The sequence below is a fragment of the Rhizobium sp. BR 250 genome (genome assembly GCF_047445855.1).
Taxonomy (GTDB): domain Bacteria; phylum Pseudomonadota; class Alphaproteobacteria; order Rhizobiales; family Rhizobiaceae; genus Agrobacterium; species Agrobacterium tumefaciens_I.
In genome coordinates this window covers 560768-585121 of record NZ_JARWKW010000001.1, presented here as the reverse complement: position 1 = coordinate 585121, position 24354 = coordinate 560768, and the positions used below count along the sequence as shown (strand labels likewise).

23 protein-coding genes are annotated in these 24354 nt (G+C 59.4%); 11 read left to right on the top strand and 12 right to left on the bottom strand.

Annotated elements, in window-relative coordinates; all coding sequences use genetic code 11:
* Positions 1-39: 39 nt before the first annotated feature.
* Positions 40-2304: a polysaccharide biosynthesis protein UppB gene (gene uppB / locus QD336_RS02895; protein ID WP_499169220.1), complete on the top strand. Its 2265-nt coding sequence runs from the start codon at positions 40-42 to the stop codon at positions 2302-2304.
* A gap of 16 nt (positions 2305-2320) precedes the next feature.
* On the opposite strand, the gene uppA is transcribed toward uppB, so the two are convergent.
* Together uppA and QD336_RS02885 are read right to left on the bottom strand one after the other, a co-directional pair.
* Entirely contained in the window at positions 2321-3553 is a 1233-nt protein-coding gene (gene uppA, locus QD336_RS02890; protein WP_499169218.1) for a polysaccharide biosynthesis GNAT family N-acetyltransferase UppA, read from the bottom strand.
* A gap of 97 nt (positions 3554-3650) precedes the next feature.
* Positions 3651-3863 (bottom strand): DUF2842 domain-containing protein, encoded by a 213-nt coding sequence (locus QD336_RS02885; RefSeq protein WP_269344429.1) that lies wholly within the window; start codon positions 3861-3863, stop codon positions 3651-3653.
* A 143-nt stretch (positions 3864-4006) separates the two neighbouring features.
* On the opposite strand from QD336_RS02885, the gene QD336_RS02880 reads away from it, so the two are divergent.
* The gene (locus QD336_RS02880) at positions 4007-5110 is read left to right on the top strand and encodes a COX15/CtaA family protein (RefSeq protein ID WP_269344427.1); all 1104 of its coding nucleotides are present in this window, start codon (positions 4007-4009) and stop codon (positions 5108-5110) included.
* A gap of 6 nt (positions 5111-5116) precedes the next feature.
* On the opposite strand, the gene QD336_RS02875 is transcribed toward QD336_RS02880, so the two are convergent.
* The 6 genes from QD336_RS02875 to QD336_RS02850 form a co-directional block, all read right to left on the bottom strand.
* Positions 5117-5962 (bottom strand): aminoglycoside phosphotransferase family protein, encoded by an 846-nt coding sequence (locus tag QD336_RS02875; RefSeq protein WP_499169217.1) that lies wholly within the window; start codon positions 5960-5962, stop codon positions 5117-5119.
* Entirely contained in the window at positions 5959-6891 is a 933-nt protein-coding gene (argC, locus tag QD336_RS02870) for an N-acetyl-gamma-glutamyl-phosphate reductase (protein WP_499169216.1), read from the bottom strand. Before argC ends, QD336_RS02875 begins: the two co-directional genes overlap by 4 nt.
* Before the next feature lie 70 nt (positions 6892-6961).
* The gene (gene speB, locus QD336_RS02865) at positions 6962-7915 is read right to left on the bottom strand and encodes an agmatinase (protein WP_499169215.1); all 954 of its coding nucleotides are present in this window, start codon (positions 7913-7915) and stop codon (positions 6962-6964) included.
* Positions 7916-8046: 131 nt separating this feature from the next.
* On the bottom strand, positions 8047-8514 hold the full coding sequence (gene rpsI / locus QD336_RS02860) for a 30S ribosomal protein S9 (RefSeq protein ID WP_003496509.1): 468 nt from the start codon (positions 8512-8514) through the stop codon (positions 8047-8049).
* Positions 8515-8516: 2 nt separating this feature from the next.
* Complete coding sequence (gene rplM, locus QD336_RS02855; protein WP_006312738.1) at positions 8517-8981, bottom strand: 50S ribosomal protein L13; 465 nt, start codon at positions 8979-8981, stop codon at positions 8517-8519.
* Between the two features lie 252 nt (positions 8982-9233).
* Positions 9234-10070, bottom strand: coding sequence for an EamA family transporter (locus QD336_RS02850; RefSeq protein WP_269343788.1), 837 nt, complete (start codon positions 10068-10070; stop codon positions 9234-9236).
* An 896-nt stretch (positions 10071-10966) separates the two neighbouring features.
* On the opposite strand from QD336_RS02850, the gene QD336_RS02845 reads away from it, so the two are divergent.
* Positions 10967-11401, top strand: a complete 435-nt coding sequence (locus QD336_RS02845) for a CoA-binding protein (protein WP_269343786.1) — start codon at positions 10967-10969, stop codon at positions 11399-11401.
* Between the two features lie 73 nt (positions 11402-11474).
* Positions 11475-12758, top strand: a complete 1284-nt coding sequence (locus tag QD336_RS02840; RefSeq protein WP_499169213.1) for an O-acetylhomoserine aminocarboxypropyltransferase — start codon at positions 11475-11477, stop codon at positions 12756-12758.
* A 161-nt stretch (positions 12759-12919) separates the two neighbouring features.
* On the opposite strand, the gene QD336_RS02835 is transcribed toward QD336_RS02840, so the two are convergent.
* Positions 12920-13375 (bottom strand): MarR family winged helix-turn-helix transcriptional regulator, encoded by a 456-nt coding sequence (locus QD336_RS02835; RefSeq protein WP_499169212.1) that lies wholly within the window; start codon positions 13373-13375, stop codon positions 12920-12922.
* A gap of 137 nt (positions 13376-13512) precedes the next feature.
* Between QD336_RS02835 and QD336_RS02830 the strand changes: the two genes are divergently transcribed.
* The 3 genes from QD336_RS02830 (at position 13513) to QD336_RS02820 (ending at position 15060) form a co-directional block, all read left to right on the top strand.
* Positions 13513-13977: a hypothetical protein gene (locus QD336_RS02830; RefSeq protein WP_269344425.1), complete on the top strand. Its 465-nt coding sequence runs from the start codon at positions 13513-13515 to the stop codon at positions 13975-13977.
* 78 nt (positions 13978-14055) lie between these two features.
* Positions 14056-14568 carry a hypothetical protein gene (locus tag QD336_RS02825; protein ID WP_499169211.1) on the top strand — a complete coding sequence of 171 codons (513 nt, stop codon included), beginning with the start codon at positions 14056-14058 and terminating at the stop codon, positions 14566-14568.
* A gap of 150 nt (positions 14569-14718) precedes the next feature.
* Positions 14719-15060: a cupin domain-containing protein gene (locus QD336_RS02820; RefSeq protein ID WP_269343780.1), complete on the top strand. Its 342-nt coding sequence runs from the start codon at positions 14719-14721 to the stop codon at positions 15058-15060.
* 14 nt (positions 15061-15074) lie between these two features.
* Here the strand turns inward: QD336_RS02820 and QD336_RS02815 are convergent, their stop codons facing one another.
* Entirely contained in the window at positions 15075-15398 is a 324-nt protein-coding gene (locus tag QD336_RS02815) for an ArsR/SmtB family transcription factor (protein ID WP_269343779.1), read from the bottom strand.
* Between the two features lie 85 nt (positions 15399-15483).
* On the opposite strand from QD336_RS02815, the gene QD336_RS02810 reads away from it, so the two are divergent.
* Positions 15484-16254 carry an SDR family NAD(P)-dependent oxidoreductase gene (locus QD336_RS02810; protein WP_269343777.1) on the top strand — a complete coding sequence of 257 codons (771 nt, stop codon included), beginning with the start codon at positions 15484-15486 and terminating at the stop codon, positions 16252-16254.
* An 18-nt stretch (positions 16255-16272) separates the two neighbouring features.
* Here the strand turns inward: QD336_RS02810 and QD336_RS02805 are convergent, their stop codons facing one another.
* Entirely contained in the window at positions 16273-17520 is a 1248-nt protein-coding gene (locus QD336_RS02805) for a cytochrome P450 (RefSeq protein WP_499169209.1), read from the bottom strand.
* A gap of 87 nt (positions 17521-17607) precedes the next feature.
* A complete protein-coding gene (locus QD336_RS02800) occupies positions 17608-18855 on the bottom strand; it encodes a GGDEF domain-containing protein (protein ID WP_499169208.1) in 1248 nt (415 codons plus the stop codon).
* 454 nt (positions 18856-19309) lie between these two features.
* Here QD336_RS02800 and clpP point away from each other — a divergent pair, with 454 nt between their 5' ends.
* The 3 genes from clpP to lon all read left to right on the top strand — a co-directional run bounded on the left by clpP (position 19310) and on the right by lon (position 24344).
* Positions 19310-19942, top strand: coding sequence for an ATP-dependent Clp endopeptidase proteolytic subunit ClpP (gene clpP, locus QD336_RS02795; protein WP_003521529.1), 633 nt, complete (start codon positions 19310-19312; stop codon positions 19940-19942).
* A gap of 291 nt (positions 19943-20233) precedes the next feature.
* Positions 20234-21511 carry an ATP-dependent Clp protease ATP-binding subunit ClpX gene (gene clpX, locus QD336_RS02790; RefSeq protein ID WP_499169206.1) on the top strand — a complete coding sequence of 426 codons (1278 nt, stop codon included), beginning with the start codon at positions 20234-20236 and terminating at the stop codon, positions 21509-21511.
* Positions 21512-21926: 415 nt separating this feature from the next.
* Positions 21927-24344: an endopeptidase La gene (gene lon, locus QD336_RS02785; RefSeq protein ID WP_269343771.1), complete on the top strand. Its 2418-nt coding sequence runs from the start codon at positions 21927-21929 to the stop codon at positions 24342-24344.
* The last annotated feature ends 10 nt before the right edge of the window (positions 24345-24354 follow it).

Here is a 24354-nt window from a genome sequence, read left to right as displayed (position 1 = left end):
ATTTGAGCGCCCGAGGATTATCTCGGTTACGGAGCCCGCATGAACGGCGATCGCATTGACGACAGGGATGTGGATATCGACCTTGGGCGGCTCGTCGCGGCCATATGGCAGCGCAGGGGGCGGATAGCGGCCGTCACGCTGCTGGCCGGAGGCGCGGCCTTCGTGATCGCCAGCATGATGTCGCCCGCTTACAAGGGCGAGGCGCGCGTCCTGATCGAATCCCGCGCGGCCTCCTTCGGCGCATCGCAGCAGTCCAACGCGCCCGCCGAACCGGTGCTCGACGAGTTGACCGTTTCGAGCCAGGTGCAGATCCTGCAATCGGTCGACCTCATCAAGCAGGTCGCGAAGGATATGAAGCTTTACGAACTGGATGAGTTCGATCCGGAAGCGCATCCCTCGCTTGTCTCGCAGTTGCTGGTCGCGGTCGGCATCAAGAAGGATCCGCTTCAGGTGCTGCCCGAAGAGCGGGTGCTGAAGGCCTTCCGGGAAAAGCTGCAGGTCTATCAGGTCGAAAGCTCGCGCGTCATCACGGTCGAGTTTTCGTCCGAAGATCCGAAGCTTGCCGCCGCCATCCCCAATGAGATGATGAAGGCCTATATTGCGCTGCAAAGCGGCGCGAAGCTCGATACCAGTACGGAAGCGGCGCGCTGGCTGGAGCCGGAAATCGCCAATCTGCGCGAAAAGGTGCGTGACGCGGACAGGAAGGTTGCGGATTATCGCGCCTCGTCGGATCTTCTGTCGGCCGGGCAGGGGGAAACGCTCGCCACCCGCCAGCTCAGCGATATTTCCACTGAACTTGGTCGTATTCGCGGCGAGCGCGCCAACGCGGAAGCGCGGGCGGAAGGCGTGCGCAACGCGCTTGCAAGCGGTCGTCCGCTCGATACTTTCCCGGATGTCGTGGGTTCCCCGACGATCCAGAGGCTGAAGGAAAACGAAACGACGATCCGCAGCCAGATTTCCGATCTTTCTTCCTCGTTGCTGGAAGGCCATCCGCGCATCAGGGCGCTGCGCAACCAGCTTGACGGCCTGGAGCGGCAGATTCAGGAAGAGACCCGCAAGGTGCTGGCAAGCCTCGAAAACGAGGCGAATGTGTCGCGCCTGCGCGAGCGGCAGCTCGTCCAGCAATTGAATGTGCTCAAGTCGGAAAGCGTGCGCGCCGGCGAACAGCAGGTCGGCCTCAACGACCTCGAACGCGAGGCCTCGGCCCAGCGGCAGCTTCTCGAAACCTATCTTGCCCGATACCGCGAGGCGACGTCGCGCGCCGGATCGGTGGACTCCACCCCCGCCGATGCACGCGTGATTTCCACGGCAGTCGAGCCGCGCGAGCCCTATTTCCCGAAAACCGGCGCCATCACCATCGTCGTGACGCTGGCGGCCTTTCTGCTTTCCTCAATCGTCGTCATGCTGGTGGAACTTTTCACGGGTCGGGCCTTGAAACCGGTGGGCAGGAGCCAGGTTCCGCCGCTCTCCGATCCGCCGCCGCCGGCACGCGCACCTGTTGATACGGTTGAGACCACGGATTTGCCGGAGCAGCCCGTCGCCGAGCGCCATGAGACTATGCCGTCATCCGCCGCGCGCGCGGTGCCGGCTGCGGCATACCAGCCCGTTGTCGAAGAGGAACGGCAGATGCCGGTCGAGGCTCCGGCGGCGATGCCTGTCCTGCCCAGGGAGGATGTGGCTGTTGCCCAAGAGGCGGCGGAAGAGGACGACGAAACCTCCGACGATTTCTCGATCGACGCCGTTGCGGGCTTCCTTGCCACGCGGCTTGCCAAACCGGTCGCCGCCGTTGTGTCTCCGGGCGGTGATAGCGGTTCGACCTCGACGGTGATGCTGGCGCGCGCGCTGTCCGAAATGGGCCGCTCGGTGGTACTCGTCGATATGACGGCGTCCGGCTGTCCAACACGGCTGATGGCGCCCGAAGCCGGGCTTCCCGGTGTCATGGATCTTCTGGGGGGTGCAGCGGCCTTCGGTGAAACCATCCACGGTGACCGGCTTTCCGATGCCCATATCGTGCCGCGCGGCAATGCGCAGCCGCGTGAGGCCATGCGCGCGATAGATCGCCTGACGATGATCCTCGGCGCGCTCTCCGACGCTTATGACACGGTTCTCGTGGAATGCGGCGCGGTGCAGATTGCAAGCCTTGAGAAAATGCTGCGCAATCTGCCGGCGGAAATCATCGTTTCCGTTCCCGGCAAGGATGGTGAGATGCTGGAAAGGACGCTGGGTGAACTGGTTGCCCAGGGTTACGAACAGGCATTGCCGATGACCGGCATGCGCAAGCCGGATCGTCTGAGCGCCGCCTGACGGGCGTCGCAACTGCTCAGTCGGCTGTGTCTGCTGCGTCCGTTCTTGGCCGTCCGGCGCGAAAACGCTGGATAAGCGCATAGAGTGCCGGATTGGATTTGATCAGGCTTTTCGTCCGGGCAATGGCGACATAGGCGGACGCCGCTGCGCGGCCCTTCACCGTCACCGGCAGGAATATATCGTGCTGCGACGTGGAAATCGGGCACCAGCTGCGCTTGTAGAGCTGGTCGCCGACGCCGAAATCGAAGATCGCCGCCTTTTCGCGGCATGCCCGTTCGATCATCAGCCAGAACAGCAATTCGCCGGGGCTGAGTTCCGACACGGATTCATCGATCGAACCGAACTGGCAGATGATGTGATCCTGCTTGCGCGAAAGACCGGCTATTGCGGCGATGAAGCCCTCGTTTGCACCATGCAGGCGAATGGCGTGCAGTTCCAGAAGGCTGTCGCTGCCCGTCTCGGGAAAATTGGCCAGATCATAGAAGAAATTCTTCACCGACTGATTGCGAAAGACGTCCGGAATGCGCTGTGAGGCGAAACGGAGGGCTTTCTGCCGGAAGAATGTCTGCAGCAATTCGCATTTTTCTGACGGCGAGCGGGCGATCACATGGCTGTAACCACCCATTTCCTCGGTCCTGCGGCTCTGGATGCGGAATTTCTTTCGCCGTCTCTTGGCATTGACCTGCTTTAGCGTGGCCTCGAAGGTGTCCAGCAGTGGAAGCTGGAAGGCCGGGTTCTGGTTTTCGACGGAGGCCAGATGCGAGAGCGGGCTGACCCTGCCGCGCCAGATAAGCGGTATGTTCTGCAGGGCCAGGATATCGGCCCGGCCATGCAGCAGCTTCCGCGCCTCGCGGGCAATCGCCGCCGCGATCTCCTGTCCCGCCTGTTCGGCAAAGGCGGGGTCGAAAAGCCCGGTATTGATATTATTGAACCGACCGCCGGGAAAACGCGCCTTGCGGATGCCGCCTTCCTGTACGATTTCGAGCGGCAGCAGGAAGACCGTCTTTCCGCCCTTTCGTCCACGAAGGGTGAGGAGGGCGCTTTTCTGTGTCTGTGCCCAGATGGAGCACCAGCCGAAACCCTGATGCAGTGAATTGAGCGGATCCTTCTCCAGCCGCTCCCAGTCGGAACGGACGGTCGAGGCGTCATCAACGAGATCGATCACCAGACGATCGACAGCCCGCCGCTCGCTTTGCACGGCGGTCGTCGCTTTGTCCTCGCTGATTGTGAGCGGCCCCTCAGCCACCATCCACTCTCTCCGGTTGTTTCGGTCGGACTATATCGTTGAGCGGCAAACAATCGGTTTATAAGATTGCGACCTTAGGGTGTCGTGCAACAGCCGGTGCTTATCCCTGTTTCCTGGGGCCGGCCATCCATTTGATGATCAGCATCGCGGGCAATATCCACAGAATCCCGCTCAGCACGAAATAGGCGAGATGCACCCACCAGGGCGATTGCGCCAGCGCCGCCGATGCAATGGCGGTCGCCACCACGGCGTAAACGACGACGAGGCCGATGATGACGATGGTGCCGATAAACGATCTGAGGCGAGGATGCATGAAATCTTCCGTCATTGAATGTCTGCGCGGGACTATACCGCCGCGACCGCATGCCGCAAACCCTGAGGCCTTGTTTTGTGGTGCCGGTTGGGGCTAATCAACATGACTGTATGAGGGAGACCTGAAAGATGCGTTCGAGCGGCATGACGATGGCAAATGGTTCTGCGGAAATGGTGGTGGAGGCCGCCCTGCAGAAACAGGAGAAGGACCGCCGCCTGCTGCGCATCTGGCTGCGCGTCGTGCTCTTCACGCTCTTCTGTCTGGTCCTCGTCGGCGGCGCCACGCGTCTCACCGAATCCGGCCTGTCGATCACGGAATGGAAGCCGATCCACGGCGCCATTCCGCCGCTTTCCGTCGCAGAATGGGAAGAGGAGTTCCAGCTTTACAAGCGCATTCCCCAATATCAGGAAATCAACAAGGGCATGTCGCTTGATGAGTTCAAGACGATTTTCTGGTGGGAATGGGCACATCGTCTGCTTGCCCGCACCATCGGCCTCGTCTTCGCCCTGCCGCTTGCCTTTTTCTGGCTCACCGGCCGGGTTGAAAAACGCCTTCGCCTGCCGCTGGTCGGCCTTCTGGCGCTGGGCGGCTTTCAGGGTTTCATCGGTTGGTGGATGGTGTCCTCTGGTCTCGTCAACCGCACGGATGTCTCGCAATATCGTCTCGCCACGCATCTGACCATTGCCTGCCTCATCTTTGCCGGCTGCATGTGGATATTGCGCGGCCTGTCGCATCACTCGCCGGAGGCTGCGGATGAGCGGACGGGCAGGGGCTTTGCCGCGCTGCTGACGGTGCTCTGTCTGTTCCAGATCTATCTCGGTGCATTGGTGGCCGGGCTGAATGCCGGCCTGTCCTATAATACCTGGCCACTGATGGATGGTTCGCTGGTGCCGGGTGATCTCTTCCTGCAGCAGCCCTGGTGGATCAACCTGTTCGAAAACCCGAAGACGGTGCAATTTGTTCACCGCCTGGGTGCCTATACGCTGTTTGCCGCCACGCTGTGGCATATGGTGTCGATGGCCCGCGCCTTGCCCGGCACGCCGCATGCCCGCCGCGCGGTGCTGTTCTTCGTGCTCATCTCCATTCAGGCAGCACTTGGCATCACCACGCTTCTGATGCATGTGGATATTCATGTCGCGCTCGCCCATCAGGGCATGGCGCTGATCGTGCTCGGCTTCTCGGTCGCCCATTGGCGTGGGTTCATCGGTGAATATCCGGCGCCCGTTGCGGTTGAAGTCAGGGACTGACCCCGCTCAAAACTGTTTCAGAACAGCCTTGATGGTTGCCGCGACGGCGAGTTCGTTGTCGCGCTCCTCCGCATTTTCGTCCTCTTCGTGCCATGCGGCCGAAAGGCAGCCATAAGCAAAGGCATATTGCAGCAACAGGCGTTCGTCCCGTTGCAGCGTTCTGGAAAAGATCGCGGCCATGGAGGCGATGCGCGCCTCGCTGCGGGTGAGGTCGAAACGGTCGAGCGGATTGGAGAACATGTTGGCGACATCAAGCGCCGCATCGCCGATCAGGCCGGCCGGGTCGATGATAATCCAGCCGCGTTCGCTGCGCATGATATTTTCGTGGTGCAGGTCGCCATGCAGCGGCTTGATATCCCGCTGCTGGTCGATGAGCGTCTGCGCAAGCCTTGCTGCTTCGACATAGGGGCTGTCCATGCCTTCGGCACGATCCTGCTCGGCCTTCTGGAACAGGCTCTGGAAATAACGCGGCAGCGTCAGCAGGCTTGAGGGCAGTGGCTGATCGGATGGCTGGTGATATTCGAGCAGGACATTGGCGGCGATTTCCGTTGCGGCATCGTCGTTGCCGTCACGGAACAGGACATCGCGCAGGGTCTCGGTGCCGGCATATTCCATCAGCAGAATGTCGTCCGCGCGGTCGAACAGTTCCACGCAGCCGATACCCGCCCGCCAGGCGATGAAATCCGCACCACGAAGGCTGTCTTCCAGGACCTTCTTTTTCAGGACTTTCGCGACGGCCAACGCGCCGTCGCCCTGCCTTACCTCGTAGACCACCCCGGCGGGCGTATCGGCAATCTGTTTTGCGGCCTCGATATTCCACGAGGCCGGAAAAGATGGCGTATTGCTGCTCATGCGGAGAGCATCAGCTCCATGTTCTGCACAGCAGCCCCGGATGCGCCCTTGCCGAGATTGTCGAGCAACGCAACGAGATTGATATGCTCGCCGCCCGGCGTACCGAAGACGAAGAGCTTCATCGTGTCCTTGCCTGCCAGTTCCTCGGCGTCGATACGGGAAAGCCCCTTGCTTTCGGCAAGCGGCACGACGCTGACGATGTCCTGACCCGCATAATGGGCGGAGAGAGCCGCATGGATGGTTTCAGTGGTGGTGCCTTCCGCAAGGTCCGCGGCAAACAGCGGAACCTGCACGATCATGCCCTGCGGGAAACGCCCGACGGACGGCGAGAAGAGCGGTGCGCGGTCAAGCTGGCCATGAATGGTCATTTCCGGCACGTGCTTGTGCTTGAGCGTCAGGCCATAAAGGAAATTATTGGCGCTGATCGCGTCATCGCGGCTCTGGTCTTCCATCTGCGCGATCATCTGCTTGCCGCCGCCGGTATAACCGGAAACCGCATTGACGCTGACCGGATAACCGTCGGGCAGAATGCCGGCGGCGCGCAGCGGACGGATGAGGCCGATCGCGCCGGTCGGGTAGCAGCCCGGATTGGCGACGAAACGGGCGGAGCGAACCTTCTCGCCCTGATCCCGGTCCATTTCGGCAAAACCGTAAGCCCAGTCCTGATGGACGCGATAGGCGGTGGAGGTGTCGATGATGCGGACATTGTTGTTGCCGGCCACCATGGAGACGGCCTCCTTCGAGGCATCATCCGGCAGGCAGAGGATCGAAATGTCGGCGCTGTTGAGCATATCCTCGCGCATCGCGGCATTGCGGCGCTCGGCTTCGGGAATGGACAGCAACTCGATATCGCGGCGACCGGCAAGGCGCGTGCGGATCTGCAGACCCGTGGTGCCGTGTTCGCCATCGATGAAGATCTTCGCTGTCATGTCCTTGTCCTGACTTTTCAAAGGGTTGTAAGGGTATTCGGAATCATTTCGGCAAGTGCCGTTTTCTTTGTCAGCCAGCCTTCGCCAGCCGTTCGGCACGCAGGCCAAGCATATACATTGCAACGGTCGCTCCGGCAATGGCGGTGATATCCGCATGGTCGTAAGCGGGTGCAACCTCCACCACGTCCGAGCCGCGAATATCGAGCTGGCCAAGCCCGCGCAGAACCGAGAGAATCTTGGCGCTGGTCGGTCCGCCGGCGACGGGCGTGCCGGTTCCCGGCGCGAAAGCGGGGTCGAGGCAGTCGATATCGAAGGTCAGGTAGACCGGCATGCCGGCCGTGTGCTTGACGATCAGCGACGCTATATCGCCCGCCCGCATTTCCTCCACCTCGTAACCGTGGAGAATGCGAATGCCGAAATCCTCCGGCGCATGGGTGCGGATGCCGATCTGGATCGATCTGTCCGGATCGATCAGCCCGTCGCGCACGGCGCGCGCCACGAACGAGCCGTGGTCCATGCGTTTGCCATCATCGAACCAGGTATCCTGATGCGCATCGAACTGCACCAGCGCCATCGGCCCGTGCTTGGCGACATGCGCTTTCAGCAAAGGCCAGGTGATGAAATGGTCGCCGCCCAGCGTCAGCAGATAATCCGTCTTGGAAATGATCCTGCGCGCTTCCTTTTCGATCGTGTCCGGCGTTTTCCAGTGGTTGCCATAGTCGAGCAGACAGTCGCCGTAGTCGATGGTCGGCATATGGGCGAAAAGATTGCGACCGAAGGGATATTGCGGATCATTGTCGAAAATCGCCGAGGCGCGGCGGATCGCCTGCGGCCCGAAGCGCGCGCCCGGCCGGTTGGAGGTCGCCGCGTCAAAGGGAATGCCCCACACGGCCGTCGAAACGCCCTTGAGGTTCTTGGTATATTTACGCCGCATGAAGGAGAGGACGCCCGCATGGGTCGGGTCGGTGGCAGCCGATGTCAGGGTCGTTGCGGTAAAGGCATGGTCGATTGTTTTGGCCGGCATATGTCACCCCATCGCGTTTTGCGCTGAAGGTGCTGCCTTCTTGCCGAAAAAACAAGGGAGGAGGGCCATGAAAAAAGGCGGAGCCGAAGCCCCGCCTTTCGAAGTTCTGAACGAACCGTTCCGATAAGCGATTAACGCTTGGAGAACTGGAACGAACGGCGGGCCTTGGCCTTACCGTACTTCTTACGCTCGACAACGCGGCTGTCGCGGGTCAGGAAGCCACCCTTCTTCAGAACGGAGCGCAGGCCCGGTTCGAAGTAGGTGAGAGCCTTGGAAACACCGTGACGAACGGCACCGGCCTGGCCGGAAAGACCGCCGCCTGCAACCGTTGCAATGATGTCGAACTGACCCGAACGGGCAGCTGCGACCAGCGGCTGCTGGAGGATCATCTGCAGAACCGGACGTGCGAAATACGTGGTGAAATCGCGGCCGTTGATGATGATCTTGCCAGAACCGGCCTTCACCCATACGCGGGCTACGGCGTTCTTGCGCTTGCCGGTCGCGTAGGAGCGGCCGAGGGTGTCAACCTTGCGGACGTGCACGGGAGCCGAAGCTTCCGATGCCGGGGCGAGGTCTTTCAGAGAGGAAAGATCGGCCATTATCAGGCGCTCCTTACGTTCTTCTTGTTAAGCGCGGCCACGTCGAGAACGGTGGGCTGCTGTGCTTCGTGCGGGTGGTTAGAGCCGGCGTAAACGCGCAGGTTCTTCATCTGGCGACGGCCGAGCGGGCCGCGCGGGATCATGCGCTCGATAGCCTTTTCAACGACGCGCTCCGGGAAGCGACCTTCGATGATCTGGCGAGCGGTGCGCTCCTTGATGCCACCCGGGTGACCGGTGTGCCAGTAGTACTTCTTGTCGGAATACTTCTTGCCGGTGAAAGCAACCTTTTCCGCATTGATAACGATGACGTTGTCGCCATCATCAACGTGGGGGGTAAAGGTAGCCTTGTGCTTGCCGCGCAGGCGGGTTGCAACGATGGTGGCGAGGCGACCAACAACGAGGCCTTCGGCGTCGATGATGATCCACTTCTTCTCCACCTCAGCGGGCTTCTGAACGAAAGTAGACATGGATTTCACTTTCTAACGTGGACCCGTCACACTCTTGATGAAAGAGCATACGGGCGTTTCTTGTTGCTTGATTTGGTTGCCGTTAAAGGCAACCGCAAATGACCCTATTCCGGCTGGAATCCGATCTGGCGCGCTTATACGGTGTGTGCACGAAAGCGTCAATATGACCGATTTTGTGGATCGTAAAAATAACTAAATAAAAACAGTGCGTTAGTTGTGGGGTATTATTTTACCCCATTGAAAGGCCCCATTTTAACCCAGTCGCATGACCAGAACACCCGCCGCGATGATGCCGCCGGCGAGATAACGCCAGATGCTGGCGCGTTCTTTAAGGATCACGACGGAGATCACCAGCGCAAACAGAATGGAGGTTTCCCGGAGTGCTGCGACGACGGCGACGGGGGCCTTGGTCATGGCGTAGAGCGCCAGACCGTAGGACAGAATGGAGCCGCCGCCACCAATCAGGCCGCGCCACCAGTTGCGCCGGACATGCTGCGCGACGGGGCCGACCCCGCGCTGGAAAAAGGCAAAACCGAACAGCAGCACCGGCGGCAGAAGCGACATCCACAGCGTATAGGAGATCGCATTGCCGGAAAGCCGGGCGCCCACGCCGTCAACGAAGGTGTAGGAGGCGATAACGAAGGCGTTGAGCAGGGCGACGAGGATCGCCTTTCCGCCGCCGCGGCGCGCTTCGAAGGCGAGCGTGAGGATGCCGCCGGAAATGACGGCGATGCCGGCAAGGGCGAGTGGGCTCAACACCTCGCTCAGGAACAGGCTGCTCGTCGCCGCGACGATCAAGGGCGCCACGCCGCGCATGACGGGATAGACGAGGCCGATATCGCCGATCGTATAGGCGGCGGCGACAAGGCGGAAATAGGCAAATTGCAGAACGGCCGAGGCAATCAGAAAAGGAATGGCCACCGGCGCGGGAAAAGGCAGGAAAGGCAGGAACGGCAAGGAGCAGGCCGCAGCCCCCGCCGCGATCAGCGAGGCGTCCAGCGATTTGTCGGACCCGGATTTGACCAGCGCATTCCATCCGGCATGCAAAATCGCGCCCAGGAGCACCAGAAGAAGAATGTCGAATGTCACAATAGAGACTCGCTCGCGGGCTACTCTGCGCAACCTACAGCATCGGCTTGAAAACCGGAATCGATTTCAATGCGCGTGATGCGCCTTTTCCGATTGTCCGATGCCCTTCAGGCTCCCGTGTCGCAAACGGGACGTGGCCGCGACAGCGATTGCGACACGCGTAAAATTTGCCTTTTCTGCACGTCGTAAAAAGATGGAATGATTTTGCGCGAACTCGCCGTGTTGTTCTGCTCACGATTTCATCTGCCGGATGCTGGTATCAGCGTCGAATGCACAGCTTGCGGTTTCGCAAGGGAGCGTGTTTTGACCAGGAATACGAGCTGATTTGCGCTTTATTCTTGCTGGCCCGTCTTGCATTTCGAGATTGTGACTATATCAATTTGCTGGAGGCGGTTTGAAAATAAATTTCATGATTTTCTTAAATCGTATCCTGTAACGTTGCAGTATTGTATATTGATTGATTTACAAAATAACTTTCTGAAAATTAGGCATCACTAATTCATCTGCGAACGGAATGAAAACAAACAGGAGACGAAGGGCGCATCTATTGCACGTTAATGTTGTTCGGAGCCGGCATTCGCGGCCATTTGCGCCATTTTTGAAAAGTGGATTAAAATACTCAATACAAGTGGTTTTCAGGCATTTTAGTGAAATCATTTTGCGTGAATGAAAACGCGCTGTTTTGCGACGCGGGCCGTCCTGATCGCAGTTTCCGGCGGGCGGGGGTTCACGAGAGCCATGACAATTCCTAGATGGGAATGACAGACGCCACAGACGGCGTTGAGGATGGGCCTGCGGAATTATGCAGGATATGCTGTGCTCGCGCGGTTTTCGAATGGCGGGGTTGCGCGGGGAAGCCCGCAAATCATCTGATGTGCCGAAAGGAATAAGTTGACATGCAGCATGATGCTTATGAGCCCGACTACCTCAGGAAAATCCTGACGGATGTCAAAACCATCGCGCTGCTCGGCGCTTCCCCCAATCCGGACAGGCCGAGCCACGGGGTCATGCGCTTTTTGCTGTCCAAGGGTTATCGTGTGTTTCCGGTCAATCCCGGACAGGCGGGCAAGGAGATTTTGGGGCAGAAGGTCCATGCGCGGCTTGCCGATATTCCCGAGCCCGTGGATATGATCGATGTCTTCCGCGCGCCGGAATATTTGTCGGCGATCGTCGAAGAGGCGATCTTGCTGCCGCAACGCCCGAAAGTGATCTGGGGCCAGCTTTCCGTGCGGGACGACAATGCCGCCGCCAAGGCGGAGGCCTATGGCATGGAAGTTGTGATGGACCGTTGCCCCGCAATTGAGTATCCGCGTCTCAATATTGTGCGATAGTTGGTACGGATCGGACTTATCATTTGGCGGCAAGGCATTATGATCCCTCCAAAATTCCAATGGAGGAAACATAATGCCGAACAGCAATCCCGGATTTTCAACGCTGGCCGTTCATGCGGGCGCGCAACCCGATCCGACCACCGGCGCGCGCGCGACGCCCATCTATCAGACCACGGCCTATGCTTTCCGGGATGCCGATCATGCTGCCGCCCTGTTCGGCCTGAAAGAGTTCGGCAATATCTACACCCGCATCATGAACCCCACCCAGGCGGTTCTGGAAGAACGCGTGGCTGCGCTCGAGGGCGGCACGGCCGCGCTCGCTGTCGCTTCCGGCCATGCCGCGCAATTGCTGGTTTTCCACACCCTGCTGCAATCCGGCGATAATTTCGTCGCGGCGCGCCAGCTCTATGGCGGTTCCATCAATCAGTTCGGCCACGCCTTCAAGGGCTTCGACTGGCAGGTGCGCTGGGCGGATGCCACAGACCCGGCGAGTTTCGAGGCGCAGATCGACGACCGCACCCGTGCCGTCTTCATTGAAAGCCTCGCCAATCCGGGCGGCACCTTCGTGGATATCGCCGCGATTGCCGATGTCGCCCATCGCCACGGCCTGCCGCTCATCGTCGACAATACCATGGCGAGCCCCTATCTCCTGCGGCCGCTGGAGCACGGCGCGGATATCGTGCTGCATTCGCTGACGAAATTCCTCGGCGGCCATGGCAATTCCATGGGCGGCATCATCGTCGATGGCGGCACCTTCGACTGGTCGGCGACGGATAGATATCCGGCGCTGTCGCAGCCCCGGCCGGAATATTCCGGCGTCGTGCTGCACCAGACCTTCGGCAATTTCGCCTTCGCCATCGCCTGCCGCGTGCTTGGCCTGCGCGATCTCGGCCCGGCGATCTCGCCCTTCAACGCCTTCCTGATCCTGACCGGCATAGAAACCCTCCCGCTGCGCGTTCAGCGCCATTCCGACAATGCGCTGGCCGTCGCGAAATGGCTGAAGGCGCATCCGAAGGTCGGCTGGGTGCATTATGCCGGGCTGGAGGACAGCGACAACCACGCCATCCAGCAGCATTATTCGCCAAAGGGGGCGGGTTCGGTCTTCACCTTCGGCATCAAGGGCGGTTATGCCGCCGGCAAGGCGCTGGTGGAGGGGTTGCAGCTTTTTTCGCACCTCGCCAATATCGGGGATACGCGCTCGCTGGTCATCCATCCGGCCTCCACCACCCATGCCCAGCTGACACCGGAACAGCAGACGGCGGCCGGCGCCGGGCCGGATGTGGTGCGCCTGTCGATCGGCATCGAAGATGTGAAGGACATCATCGCCGATCTTGAGCAATCGCTTGCCAAGGTCTAAGACGTTTCGTCGCGCCAGTCTGATACCGGCCTGACGGCGGACCTGTGATCACTCAACCGCCGAAAGACCTTGGAAACAAGGTGTTTTTGGCGGTTGCGTATTTTGTTGTTACGGCGTGGCTGGGCTTCACGTCGCGCTGCAACCGCCTGTTTGCATGTCGCTTATGTCTTCTGCAGCGTGCCGATGAAGTCCTTTGAGATGGCGCAGGATTTATCCATGAAGCCGATGATGATCTCCAGTTGCGCCTCATCGTAGTCTCCATAGAGCGCCTCCATCTTCTCCTGAAACGGCGCGTACATTTGAAAGAGCTCACGCATTTTCTCAGGATCTGGCGCTGCCAGCACGCGCCGGCGATCAGCAGGGTCGGGCAGACGTTTTATGAAGCCGGCCTTTTCCAGTCGATCCAGTAGCGCCGTCACCGCCCCGGTCGTGAGGCCGGTCGCTTTCGCAAGTTCGCCCGCACTGGCCTGGCCCTGCATTTGAAGAATGTCCAGGCACTCCAGATCGGTGGTGTTCAACCGAGCCTTTGCCGCGATGGCCTGACTTATAAGAAGGGACTGCGCACTGGCCCGGCGAAGCAGGTCGGTCAATTGCCGGTTTAAGATGTCTCTTGACATTAAAGTATCTCGATAATTAAGAAATCATAGTCATCAAGGTAATGAACCGGGCGTGATTGCGCCAGCGGTAAGTTCATCACCGAACTTGCTCTTGTAAGCATCACAGCGATGGTTTCTGGAAAAGGTGAGTGACGACAATGTTCGAACCCTCGGTTTTTTACGCGGTCATGATCGCCGGTATTCTTGGCACCATCGGGCTGGGTGGCGGCATTTACGAGACTTTCCTCGTCGATCGGGTATGGCCTTCGCAGCCGATGTTGATCCAGCCTGCAAGGGGCGGGATCAATCGAAAGCTTTTCTGGGGTCCTGCTCACGGGCTGTTCGAGGTGGTGTTGCTTCTGGCTGTCTGGCTGACATGGGCTCAGCCCGGCATTCGCATCTGGATATGGCTGGCGCTTGCGGCGCATCTTGCCACGCGGATCTGGTCCTTTGCCTATTTCATCCCCATGGCGCTCCGGTTTGAGACTGAACCGGCCGGTGACATTGCGACGGCCCATAAGGCTGCAACGAAATGGGTCCGATTGAGCCGCTGGCGGCTTCCCATCGAATTCCTGGCGGTGCTCTTCCTGTTCATTGCGCTTGCGAAATTGGCGGGAAATTGAGGTTGTGCACCGTCGCTTCCGGCGCCGAATCCGCCTAAGACAGACACTCCAGCGCTCCCACCACGAAAGACGTGTCAGATGGAAAACCGAACCGGACTGCTTCGAATCGTCAGCTTTTTCCTTGCGTTCGTAATTGCAGTCATGGCCGATGTACCGGGCGTTGCTCCGGTCCAGAAGGCACAGGCCGAGGCGGAATATTTCCCGACGCAGCAGGATTTTGTCGGAAAATGGAAGCTCACCGGTGCGACCAGCCGCTCGCCGCGGGATATGAAGACCGAGCCGACCGCCCAGCAGGAAACGGATGCGACACTGTTCCAGGAAACGGTGACGACTTTTTATTCCGCCTTCGATTATCTGGAGATCACGGCTGACGGACGCTACAATTTCCATCAAGCCGGTGATCCGCCGTCCGCTTGCGTCTGGTGCGGAACATGGTCGTTCAACAAGAGCTCGTTATGGCTCAAGCTGGATACGGCGCCGAGGCTCGATATCTATGCGAAGGACGGCGATATGCAGATGACCTACACCGCCGAACCCGACAAGAAGTCGAGATACAAGTGGCTGGTTTTTGGCTGGACCAAGATCGAGTAAGTCGCGCCTTTCCGAAAGAAACGAGCAAGTATTCATCGTGGCTGGATCAGCAATCAATTTTAAGTTGTTGTTGTGGTTGAAGATGTTTGACGGCGCACTCACAATCGCGCAAAGCTATGGTACCAACCACATTTGACGGACCGGGATGCCATGACGAATTTTCTGTCTTTTGATGATGTCACCGAAGTGGAGCATGGCGCGCCCGCGCCGGAAAGGCTGATATCCGGTGATCCCAGATTCACGACATGGAATCTCGAAGAGGCTCCCGGCGGCATCTATGCCGGCATCTGGCAGTCCACGCCCGGCAAATGGCGGGTGGTCTATGATGAGTGGGAGTATTTCAGCATTCTCGAAGGCCATTCCATCCTGACCGAAGACGGCGGCACACCGCGTGATCTGAGGCCGGGTGATCGCGTGGTCCTGCGCCCGGGCTTTACCGGTACCTGGGAAGTCGTGGAAACCACGCGCAAGGACTACGTCATCCGGCTTTGAGGCCGGAGGACGGCTTAAAGCTGCTGTTGCCCATCGAATTCAAGAATCGATGGCAGGAGCCCGGGAAAGCGGGCTTCCATATCCTCGAGACGGACGACGCTGATATTTTCGACGCCCTGTTTATGGGTGCGGATCAATCCGGCCTCGCGCAGGATTCGCATATGGCTGGAAAGGGTTGAGCGCGGCATATCCTGACAGGGCGCTGCCGCGCCGCAATTTTGCCCGGACTCGGACCCCCATAATTTGCGGATGATGCCCATTCGTGCGGGTTCGCCGAGGGCAGCCAGCACGGCCGTGAGCGATATGTCCTCGCGAGCGGGATGAAAAAACTGAACCATGGATCGGCTCTAGCATATGGATTGACAGGCTTCAATATTTCAATAAAACCGAAATACAGAATTACGGTTATTCGGAAATTTAGATATGGAGTTTGCAATGTCTGGAATATTCAGCGGGCAAGTGGTCGTCGTCACGGGCGGATCGACCGGCATCGGCTTTTCAGTCGCCAAATTGTTTCTGGAAGGTGGGGCGTCTGCGGTCTATGTGACGGGCCGCAATTCGGCCAATCTCGATGCCGCCATCGCCAAACTCGGGAAGGGGGCAATCGGCTTCGTTTCTGACGTTGCGAAGCTCTCGGACCTCGAGCAGCTCAAGAGCCGCATAGAGGCAGACGGGCGGAAAGTGGATGTGCTGGTCGCCAATGCCGGCATCGCGGAGAATAACGATCTTGGCGAGACCCACGAGGCACTTTACGACCGGATTTTCGATATCAACGTGAAGGGCGTATTCTACACGGTGCAGACGCTGTTGCCCGTGCTGCGCGACGGCGGTTCGATCGTATTGACGGGTTCGATCGTCGGCAACAAGGGCATGGAAAGACTGAGCGCTTACAATGCCTCGAAAGCGGCGGTCCGATCATTCGCTCGCAGCTTTGCCAATGACCTGAAGGGGCGCGGAATCCGCGTCAATACGGTCAGCCCGGGTGTCACCCGCACGCCGATCATGGAAAATGGCCTGAAGATGGACGATGAAAAGATCGCCGGTTTCAAGGCCTATCTGAAGGATGCCGCGCCGATCGGCCGTATGGCCGACCCCGACGAAATTGCCGAGGCAGTGCTGTTTCTGGCCTCTTCCAAGGCCAGCTACATAACGGGTGTGGAACTCTCCGTGGACGGCGGATTGGCGCAGATCTAAGGGCGCTTCGCCCCTTGATTACCAACTGAGATCGAGCCGCTCCAGACCATGGAAGTGATAGACGTCCTTCACCTTGGGCGGCTCGGCAATCTTCAAGCCCGGCAGGCGCTTGAAAAGCAGGGGCAGGGCGAGATTGAGCTCCAGCCTTGCAAGCGGCGCGCCGATGCAGAAATGGATGCCGGCGCCGAAAGAGACATTGGCACCTTCATTGCGGTCCGGCTGGAAGGCCAGCGGATCGGTAAACTTCGCCGGATCGAGGTTGGCGGCGGCCAGAATGAGGCTGACCTTGTCGCCACGCTTGAATTGCACGCCGTCGATTTCGACCGGTTCCAGAACCCAGCGCTGGAAGATGTGGACGGGTGCGCAAATGCGCAGCGTTTCCTCCACCGTGCGTTCCGTGGCCATCTCGTCGTTGAACAGGGTTTCGGGGGCGATGCCGCTTTCGAGAATGATGCGCACGGAATTGCCGATCTGGTGCACGGTCGCCTCGTGCCCGGCATTCAGGAGCACGATGGTGGTGGAGACCAGCTCGTCATCGGTCAGATATTGCCCCTTGTGCTCGGTGTGGATCATGTGGCTCAGCAGGTCGTCCTTCGGCTCGGCCCGCCGCTCGGCGATCACGCTGCGCACATAGTCTGAAAATTCCCGTGCGGCCCTGTCGGCCAGAAGCTCGTCCTCGGCGGTGCGCTTGAACATGTACATGCCGACATAGGCATGTGACCATTTCAGAAGCTGCGGCCCCATCTCCTCGGGAATGCCAATCATGCGGGCAATCATCGTCACCGGAATGATGTCGGCATAGGAGGAGAGCAGTTCCGTCTCGCCGTTCCGTTCGAAGGCGTCGATCAGGCGGTTGGCGAGATCCTCGATTTCCGGCTTCATCTTGTCGACATGCCGCGAAACGAAGGCGCGGTTGATGAGGGTGCGCAGCCGCGTGTGTTCCGGCGGCTCCAGCTCCAGAAGCGAATGCTGCTCTGCCAGGTCGAAATGTCTTACATGCTCGAGCGGCTGGGGCAGGCCGATCTCTTCGCGGCTCGCCACATGCAGGATCTGCCGGCCGAAGCGGCGGTCGCGCAGAAGCGCGCTGACATGGTCATAGCCGGTGAAGAACCATTGCCGCTGCTCTTCCCAATAAAAGGTCGGACATTGCGCATGCAGGGCGGCATAGACCGGATTCGGATCGTTATAGAAGGCCGGATCGCGGGCATCGAGCGAAACGCGGCGGGTCGTGGGGTCGATTTTGAGAAAGGGAAATGTCGTTGTCATGCCCAAGGTCTATTCTGCGCGCGGCGCTTTGGAAAGGGCGGGAATGCCTCTTGGGTGCCTCCCGACTGTCACCGTATGGTTACATCGTCACCGGCCGGCGATGGCCGAAATCCGGTTCAGCGCCGCGACCTGCCGGTCGGCATTGTTGTCCATCGGGCTTTCGTCCCGGTCCGGGGCGGGCACGACGACATTGGCGGAGTTCACGTGGATGACAGTCCGGTTGCGCCCGGCCTTCTTGGCGGCATAAAGCGCACGGTCGGCCTCGGTCATCATCACGCTCAGCTCGGCATCCTTGATCAGGGCTTCGGATATGCCGACGCTGGTTGTCACCTTGATGGCTTCGTTGCGGGCGGTGATCTTCGAAAGGCGCAGATTGCTACGGATGGACTCCGCAAGTGTCACGGTGCTGGAAGGGCTCTCGACTTCAGCCACCAGCGCGAATTCCTCGCCGCCCATCCGGACGAAAAGGCCGCGATCGCCGATCATGCGTTGTGCGATATTGCAGAAATGCACGAGTACGGCATCGCCGGACTGATGCCCGTATCTGTCATTGATCTTCTTGAAATGGTCGATATCGAAGAGAACCAGCGCCACGTAGCGGTCGGAGCCGTGTGAGCGCTTCTTGATGCGTTCGAACTCCTCCAGCAGGCCACGCCGGTTGAGGACGCCGGTCAGATGATCGGTCATGGCGAGCCGGTGGAGACGAATCTCCGTATCCTCCATGATGATCTTCGCGCTGATCATGATGATGGCCGTAAAGCCGAGCATGCCGGAAATGGAGAGCGCCGATGTCATGGGAATGGCATTGGGAACCGCGGCATTGGCCGGGATGACGATGGAGGCGACGATCGCTCCGGCAAAAGCCTGCAGGATTAGGATCGTGGCCAGTACCTTTCGGCTGCGTGATGCGCGCGCCCTGCTGGCGAAAAGCACGCCGGCGAGCATGAAATAACCCGTGGCCGCGCTGGCATGATAAAGCAGGATGCGAGCAACCATGTCTTCACGCACTGAAGGCACGAACATTCCGGCGATCCACAACAGGGCCGGAATGGCGATCCAGCCGCCGAGCTTACGCTGCTCGAAGCACAAGAGGCCCGCGAGCCAGAAGCCGAAGGCGGAAAGTGCCAGCGTATTGCCGACCTGAATGGACAGAAAGCTGGGAATATCCCCGCGAAGCGCCACCATGACGGTGCCGAAGCCTGTGGCGAGGAAACCGGTGGCGAAATAGAGATTATGCCAGCGGGAAGGGCGGTGCAGCCACAGCATTCCCAAAAGCACGGCCAGGGTGAACGTCTCCGCCGCCCATAGTAGCGTGCTCGTCTTTGCATCCAGCATTGCAAAATCCTATCTGCGCCATAATGCGGTAAAAAGCGGGCCCTTTCGCACGAGGTGCGTTATGCCCGCTGGAATTGTTGAGCTGCCATTTTGCCCGGAAGGGCCCATTCCCTGATGGGAACCGGAAATTCGCTGGGCAGTATCAGCAGCAAATACCTAACGAGTTCTTGCCGGTGAGAAGTTATATCTGTGCATGGCAAGCAATTTTTACCTCCGTCGCCAGCCATAGTAAAAAATTGGTGGCGGCGGGTGAAAGGGGGGCGGCCGGCCCCGTCCGGTTCGAAACCCCTGCCAGGCCGGGCCCCAACGGCCTGCAAACGCTGTTGAGCCGTTAAGGATATGCGGCTTCGTGTCTTGAAGTGCGGGGCAGGGACACTCTATGTAGGGAGTATGAAGGTTAGAAGTGATTCCGGAGCGGTTTTCCGCGAAGGGCAGAGTTTGACAAAGGACGGACATGAAAAATCCAGTTGATACCGCCATGGCTCTGGTGCCGATGGTCGTTGAGCAGACCAATCGCGGCGAACGCTCCTACGACATATTTTCCCGTCTTCTCAAGGAACGCATCATTTTCCTCACCGGCCCGGTGGAAGACCAGATGGCGTCGCTCGTCTGCGCGCAGCTCCTTTTCCTCGAGGCTGAAAACCCGAAGAAGGAAATCGCGCTCTACATCAATTCGCCGGGTGGCGTCGTGACCGCCGGTATGGCGATCTACGATACGATGCAGTTCATTCGCCCTGCCGTTTCGACGCTCTGCGTCGGCCAGGCCGCATCCATGGGCTCGCTGCTTCTGGCTGCCGGTGAGAAAGGAATGCGTTTCGCAACCCCGAACGCCCGCATCATGGTGCACCAGCCTTCCGGCGGTTTCCAGGGCCAGGCATCGGATATCGAGCGTCACGCCCGCGACATCATCAAGATGAAGCGCCGCCTCAATGAAGTCTACGTGAAGCACACCGGCCGCACGCTCGAAGAGGTTGAAAAAACCCTTGATCGCGACCACTTCATGGATGCAGACGAGGCGAAGGACTGGGGCGTGATCGACAAGATCCTGACCTCGCGCCAGGAAATCGAGGGCGCCGCCGCGAATTGAGGCGCGCCGCTTTCTGACGTTTGTTTGACCCCGCAAAAGTAATTTCGGGGCTTTCAACCGCAACAGAAAGCGATATTAGTATATATAAAGGCTATGTTGAGTTTTTATGACGTGGCCTTTGGTTTGTGGGGAATTCGTTGCAGCCGGTTGTCAGCTCCTGTATCTGATACGGCTAGTACCCCGGGAAACGAGGCGGATACGGCAATGCACCCCAAGGCGGGCCGTATCTGCGGGCGGTAAGTTGACCGCGATCCGTTTGGCGGACCTGCGGCGTGCTGGAAGGAAAGAGATATGAGCAAAGTCAGCGGCAGCAACGGCGGCGACTCTAAGAATACACTCTATTGTTCATTCTGCGGCAAGAGCCAGCACGAAGTCCGGAAACTCATTGCCGGACCGACGGTATTCATCTGCGATGAATGCGTCGAATTGTGCATGGACATCATCCGCGAGGAGAACAAGACGTCGATGGTGAAGTCGCGTGAGGGTGTTCCCACCCCGCAGGACATCATCAAGATCCTCGACGAATATGTCATCGGTCAGAAGCAGGCGAAGAAGATCCTGTCGGTGGCCGTTCACAACCTCTACAAGCGCCTCGCGCACGCCTCCAAGAACGGCGATGTCGAGCTGGCGAAGTCGAACATCATGCTCGTCGGTCCGACGGGTTGCGGCAAGACCTATCTTGCCCAGACGCTCGCCCGTATCATCGACGTTCCCTTCACCATGGCGGATGCAACGACGCTGACCGAAGCCGGCTATGTCGGTGAGGACGTGGAAAACATCATCCTGAAGCTGCTTCAGGCTGCGGATTACAATGTCGAGCGCGCCCAGCGCGGTATCGTCTATATCGATGAAGTCGACAAGATTTCCCGCAAGTCGGATAACCCGTCCATCACGCGTGACGTGTCGGGCGAGGGCGTTCAGCAGGCGCTTCTGAAGATCATGGAAGGCACGGTCGCTTCCGTTCCGCCGCAGGGCGGCCGCAAGCATCCGCAGCAGGAATTCCTGCAGGTGGATACGACCAACATCCTGTTCATCTGCGGTGGCGCCTTTGCCGGCCTCGACAAGATCATCTCGGCCCGTGGTGAAAAAACCTCGATCGGCTTCGGTGCGACCGTCAAGGCGGAAGACGATCGCCGTGTGGGCGAAGTGCTGCGCGAGCTGGAGCCGGAAGACCTGGTGAAGTTCGGCCTCATCCCGGAATTCATCGGCCGTCTGCCCGTTCTGGCGACGCTGGAAGACCTCGACGAGGATGCGCTGATCCAGATCCTGTCCGAGCCGAAGAACGCGCTGGTCAAGCAGTATCAGCGCCTGTTCGAGATGGAAGACGTGGAGCTGACCTTCCACGAGGACGCGCTGCGCGAGATTGCCCGCAAGGCGATCACCCGCAAGACCGGCGCCCGCGGCCTGCGCTCGATCATGGAAAAGATCCTGCTGGATACCATGTTCGAACTGCCGACCCTGGAAGGTGTACGTGAAGTTGTTATCTCCAACGATGTCGTCAGTGGCGTCGCGCGTCCGCTCTACATCTATGCGGATCGTCAGGAAGAAAAGACCAACGTTTCGGCCTGATCGGCTGGTCCGGTACTGTAATGAAATCAGAAGGCCCGCATTCATGCGGGCCTTTTCCGTTGTCTGCGGCGCATGAAACTTGCGCCTAACTTGGCGAAGCCCGATTTTGCGTTTGGAGCGGATTGCGCTTTGCTGATAAAGTCTTACAACTGATTTGCAGCGCGATATGACGGAAATGTGAATTCCCGTCGGCGACCCGGTTCCCATGTCCTCAGGGATAACCGGAAATGTCGGGAGTATGAGCCGGCGCTGGGTTTTGTTGAATTTCACGGTCTTGCCGCTGCGCGAGACTGTCTGTTCCGGCGACTTGAAATCGGCGTTTCGAAACTCCACTTTCAGTCTCGAGAAATGAATGTGCCGGATGCCCCAAGCTGTCCGGCAAAGTGTCCCGAAAGGGACCAGGAAAGGAAATGATATGACGAACATCACGTCTGCGGCATCTGGCGGTACCTACCCGGTACTTCCCCTGCGCGACATTGTCGTTTTCCCGCATATGATCGTTCCCCTGTTCGTCGGGCGGGAAAAATCCATTCGTGCGCTCGAGGAAGTCATGGGCTCGGACAAGCAGATCATGCTTGTCACCCAGATCAACGCCAGCGATGACGACCCGACCCCGGAGGCCATCCACAAGGTCGGCACGGTCGCCAACGTCCTGCAGCTTCTGAAGCTTCCCGACGGCACCGTGAAGGTGCTGGTGGAAGGCAAGGGTCGCGCCCAGATCGACAGCTATACCGGCCGCGAGGATTTCTACGAAGCCTCCGCGACGCCGTTGCAGGAACCCGCCGAAGATCCGGTCGAGATCGAGGCGCTGTCGCGTTCGGTCGTGTCCGAATTCGAGAGCTATGTGAAGCTCAACAAGAAGATTTCGCCCGAGGTTGTCGGCGCTGCCGGTCAGATCGACGATTATTCGAAGCTGGCCGATACGGTTGCTTCGCACCTGTCGATCAAGATCACTGAAAAGCAGGAAATGCTGGAAACCGTCAGCGTGAAGCAGCGGCTTGAAAAGGCCCTCGGCTTCATGGAAGGCGAAATTTCCGTGCTGCAGGTCGAAAAGCGCATCCGCTCGCGCGTCAAGCGCCAGATGGAGAAGACCCAGCGCGAATATTACCTGAACGAGCAGATGAAGGCGATCCAGAAGGAGCTCGGCGACGGCGAGGACGGCCGTGACGAGATGGCCGAGCTGGAAGAGCGCATCGCCAAGACCAAGCTTTCCAAGGAGGCCAAGGAAAAGGCCGAGGCGGAAATGAAAAAGCTTCGCCAGATGAGCCCGATGTCCGCGGAAGCGACCGTCGTGCGCAACTATCTGGACTGGCTGCTGGGCCTGCCCTGGGGCAAGAAGTCGAAGATCAAGACCGATCTCAATGCTGCCGAGACAATCCTCGACCAGGATCATTTCGGTCTCGACAAGGTCAAGGAACGCATCGTCGAATATCTCGCCGTACAGGCGCGCGCTTCGAAGATCCGCGGACCCATCCTGTGCCTCGTCGGTCCTCCCGGCGTCGGCAAGACCTCGCTCGCCAAGTCGATCGCCAAGGCGACCGGCCGCGAATATGTGCGCATGGCGCTTGGTGGCGTTCGTGACGAGGCGGAAATCCGCGGTCACCGCCGCACCTATATCGGCTCCATGCCGGGCAAGATCGTCCAGTCGATGAAGAAGGCCAAGAAGGCGAACCCGCTCTTCCTGCTCGACGAAATCGACAAAATGGGCATGGATTTCCGTGGCGATCCGTCGTCTGCTCTGCTTGAGGTGCTCGATCCGGAACAGAACTCCACCTTCATGGATCACTACCTTGAAGTGGAATACGATCTGTCGGACGTGATGTTCGTGACCACGGCCAACACGCTGAACATTCCGGGTCCTCTGATGGACCGTATGGAAGTGATCCGCATCGCCGGTTACACGGAAGACGAAAAGCGCGAAATCGCCAAGCGTCACCTGTTGCCGAAGGCGATCAAGGAACATGCCCTGCGTCCGGAAGAGTTCTCGGTTACGGATGAAGCTTTGATGGTCGTGATCCAGCAGTACACCCGCGAGGCGGGCGTGCGCAGCTTCGAGCGCGAGCTGATGAAGCTGGCGCGCAAGGCTGTCACCGAGATCATCAAGGGCAAGGTCAAGTCCGTGGAAGTCACCGCTGCCAACGTTCCGGATTATCTGGGCGTTCCGCGGTTCCGCCACGGCGAGGCCGAGCGCGAGGATCAGGTCGGTGTCGTCACGGGTCTGGCCTGGACGGAAGTCGGCGGTGAGCTGCTCACCATCGAAGGCGTGATGATGCCGGGCAAGGGCCGCATGACGGTCACCGGCAACCTCAAGGAAGTGATGAAGGAATCCATTTCGGCGGCGGCATCCTATGTCCGTTCGCGCGCCGTGGACTTCGGCATCGAACCGCCGCGCTTCGACAAGAGCGACATCCACGTCCACGTTCCGGAAGGGGCAACCCCGAAGGACGGTCCGTCTGCCGGTGTTGCCATGGCCACCGCCATCGTCTCCATCATGACCGGTATTCCGGTCTCGAAGGACGTGGCGATGACGGGCGAGATCACGCTGCGCGGTCGCGTGCTGCCGATCGGCGGCCTGAAGGAAAAGCTGCTTGCGGCTCTGCGCGGCGGCATCAAGAAGGTGCTGATTCCGGAAGAAAACGCCAAGGATCTGGCGGAGATTCCGGACAATGTGAAGAACGAGATGGAGATCATCCCGGTTTCGCGCATGGGCGAGGTCATCAGGCACGCCCTCATCCGCACGCCGGAGCCCATCGAGTGGGACGGCAGCATCGAGACGCCGGTGATCGCAACGGTCGAAGGCGTCGACGACGGCAGCCAGACGATCGCGCATTGATGGATGGCAT

What these genes read in the sequence shown, in the direction of transcription:
- QD336_RS02800 (WP_499169208.1), bottom strand. Translation starts at nt 18,855, where the DNA reads ATGCTGGATGCAAAGACGAGCACGCTACTATGGGCGGCGGAGACGTTC.
- clpX (WP_499169206.1), top strand. Translation starts at nt 20,234, where the DNA reads ATGAGCAAAGTCAGCGGCAGCAACGGCGGCGACTCTAAGAATACACTC.
- uppA (WP_499169218.1), bottom strand. Translation starts at nt 3,553, where the DNA reads ATGGTGGCTGAGGGGCCGCTCACAATCAGCGAGGACAAAGCGACGACC.
- QD336_RS02875 (WP_499169217.1), bottom strand. Translation starts at nt 5,962, where the DNA reads ATGAGCAGCAATACGCCATCTTTTCCGGCCTCGTGGAATATCGAGGCC.
- QD336_RS02805 (WP_499169209.1), bottom strand. Translation starts at nt 17,520, where the DNA reads ATGACAACGACATTTCCCTTTCTCAAAATCGACCCCACGACCCGCCGC.
- argC (WP_499169216.1), bottom strand. Translation starts at nt 6,891, where the DNA reads ATGACAGCGAAGATCTTCATCGATGGCGAACACGGCACCACGGGTCTG.
- QD336_RS02820 (WP_269343780.1), top strand. Translation starts at nt 14,719, where the DNA reads ATGACGAATTTTCTGTCTTTTGATGATGTCACCGAAGTGGAGCATGGC.
- QD336_RS02845 (WP_269343786.1), top strand. Translation starts at nt 10,967, where the DNA reads ATGCAGCATGATGCTTATGAGCCCGACTACCTCAGGAAAATCCTGACG.
- QD336_RS02810 (WP_269343777.1), top strand. Translation starts at nt 15,484, where the DNA reads ATGGAGTTTGCAATGTCTGGAATATTCAGCGGGCAAGTGGTCGTCGTC.
- uppB (WP_499169220.1), top strand. Translation starts at nt 40, where the DNA reads ATGAACGGCGATCGCATTGACGACAGGGATGTGGATATCGACCTTGGG.
- speB (WP_499169215.1), bottom strand. Translation starts at nt 7,915, where the DNA reads ATGCCGGCCAAAACAATCGACCATGCCTTTACCGCAACGACCCTGACA.
- clpP (WP_003521529.1), top strand. Translation starts at nt 19,310, where the DNA reads ATGAAAAATCCAGTTGATACCGCCATGGCTCTGGTGCCGATGGTCGTT.
- lon (WP_269343771.1), top strand. Translation starts at nt 21,927, where the DNA reads ATGACGAACATCACGTCTGCGGCATCTGGCGGTACCTACCCGGTACTT.
- QD336_RS02830 (WP_269344425.1), top strand. Translation starts at nt 13,513, where the DNA reads ATGTTCGAACCCTCGGTTTTTTACGCGGTCATGATCGCCGGTATTCTT.
- rpsI (WP_003496509.1), bottom strand. Translation starts at nt 8,514, where the DNA reads ATGGCCGATCTTTCCTCTCTGAAAGACCTCGCCCCGGCATCGGAAGCT.
- QD336_RS02835 (WP_499169212.1), bottom strand. Translation starts at nt 13,375, where the DNA reads ATGTCAAGAGACATCTTAAACCGGCAATTGACCGACCTGCTTCGCCGG.
- QD336_RS02880 (WP_269344427.1), top strand. Translation starts at nt 4,007, where the DNA reads ATGACGATGGCAAATGGTTCTGCGGAAATGGTGGTGGAGGCCGCCCTG.
- QD336_RS02840 (WP_499169213.1), top strand. Translation starts at nt 11,475, where the DNA reads ATGCCGAACAGCAATCCCGGATTTTCAACGCTGGCCGTTCATGCGGGC.
- QD336_RS02825 (WP_499169211.1), top strand. Translation starts at nt 14,056, where the DNA reads ATGGAAAACCGAACCGGACTGCTTCGAATCGTCAGCTTTTTCCTTGCG.
- QD336_RS02815 (WP_269343779.1), bottom strand. Translation starts at nt 15,398, where the DNA reads ATGGTTCAGTTTTTTCATCCCGCTCGCGAGGACATATCGCTCACGGCC.
- QD336_RS02885 (WP_269344429.1), bottom strand. Translation starts at nt 3,863, where the DNA reads ATGCATCCTCGCCTCAGATCGTTTATCGGCACCATCGTCATCATCGGC.
- rplM (WP_006312738.1), bottom strand. Translation starts at nt 8,981, where the DNA reads ATGTCTACTTTCGTTCAGAAGCCCGCTGAGGTGGAGAAGAAGTGGATC.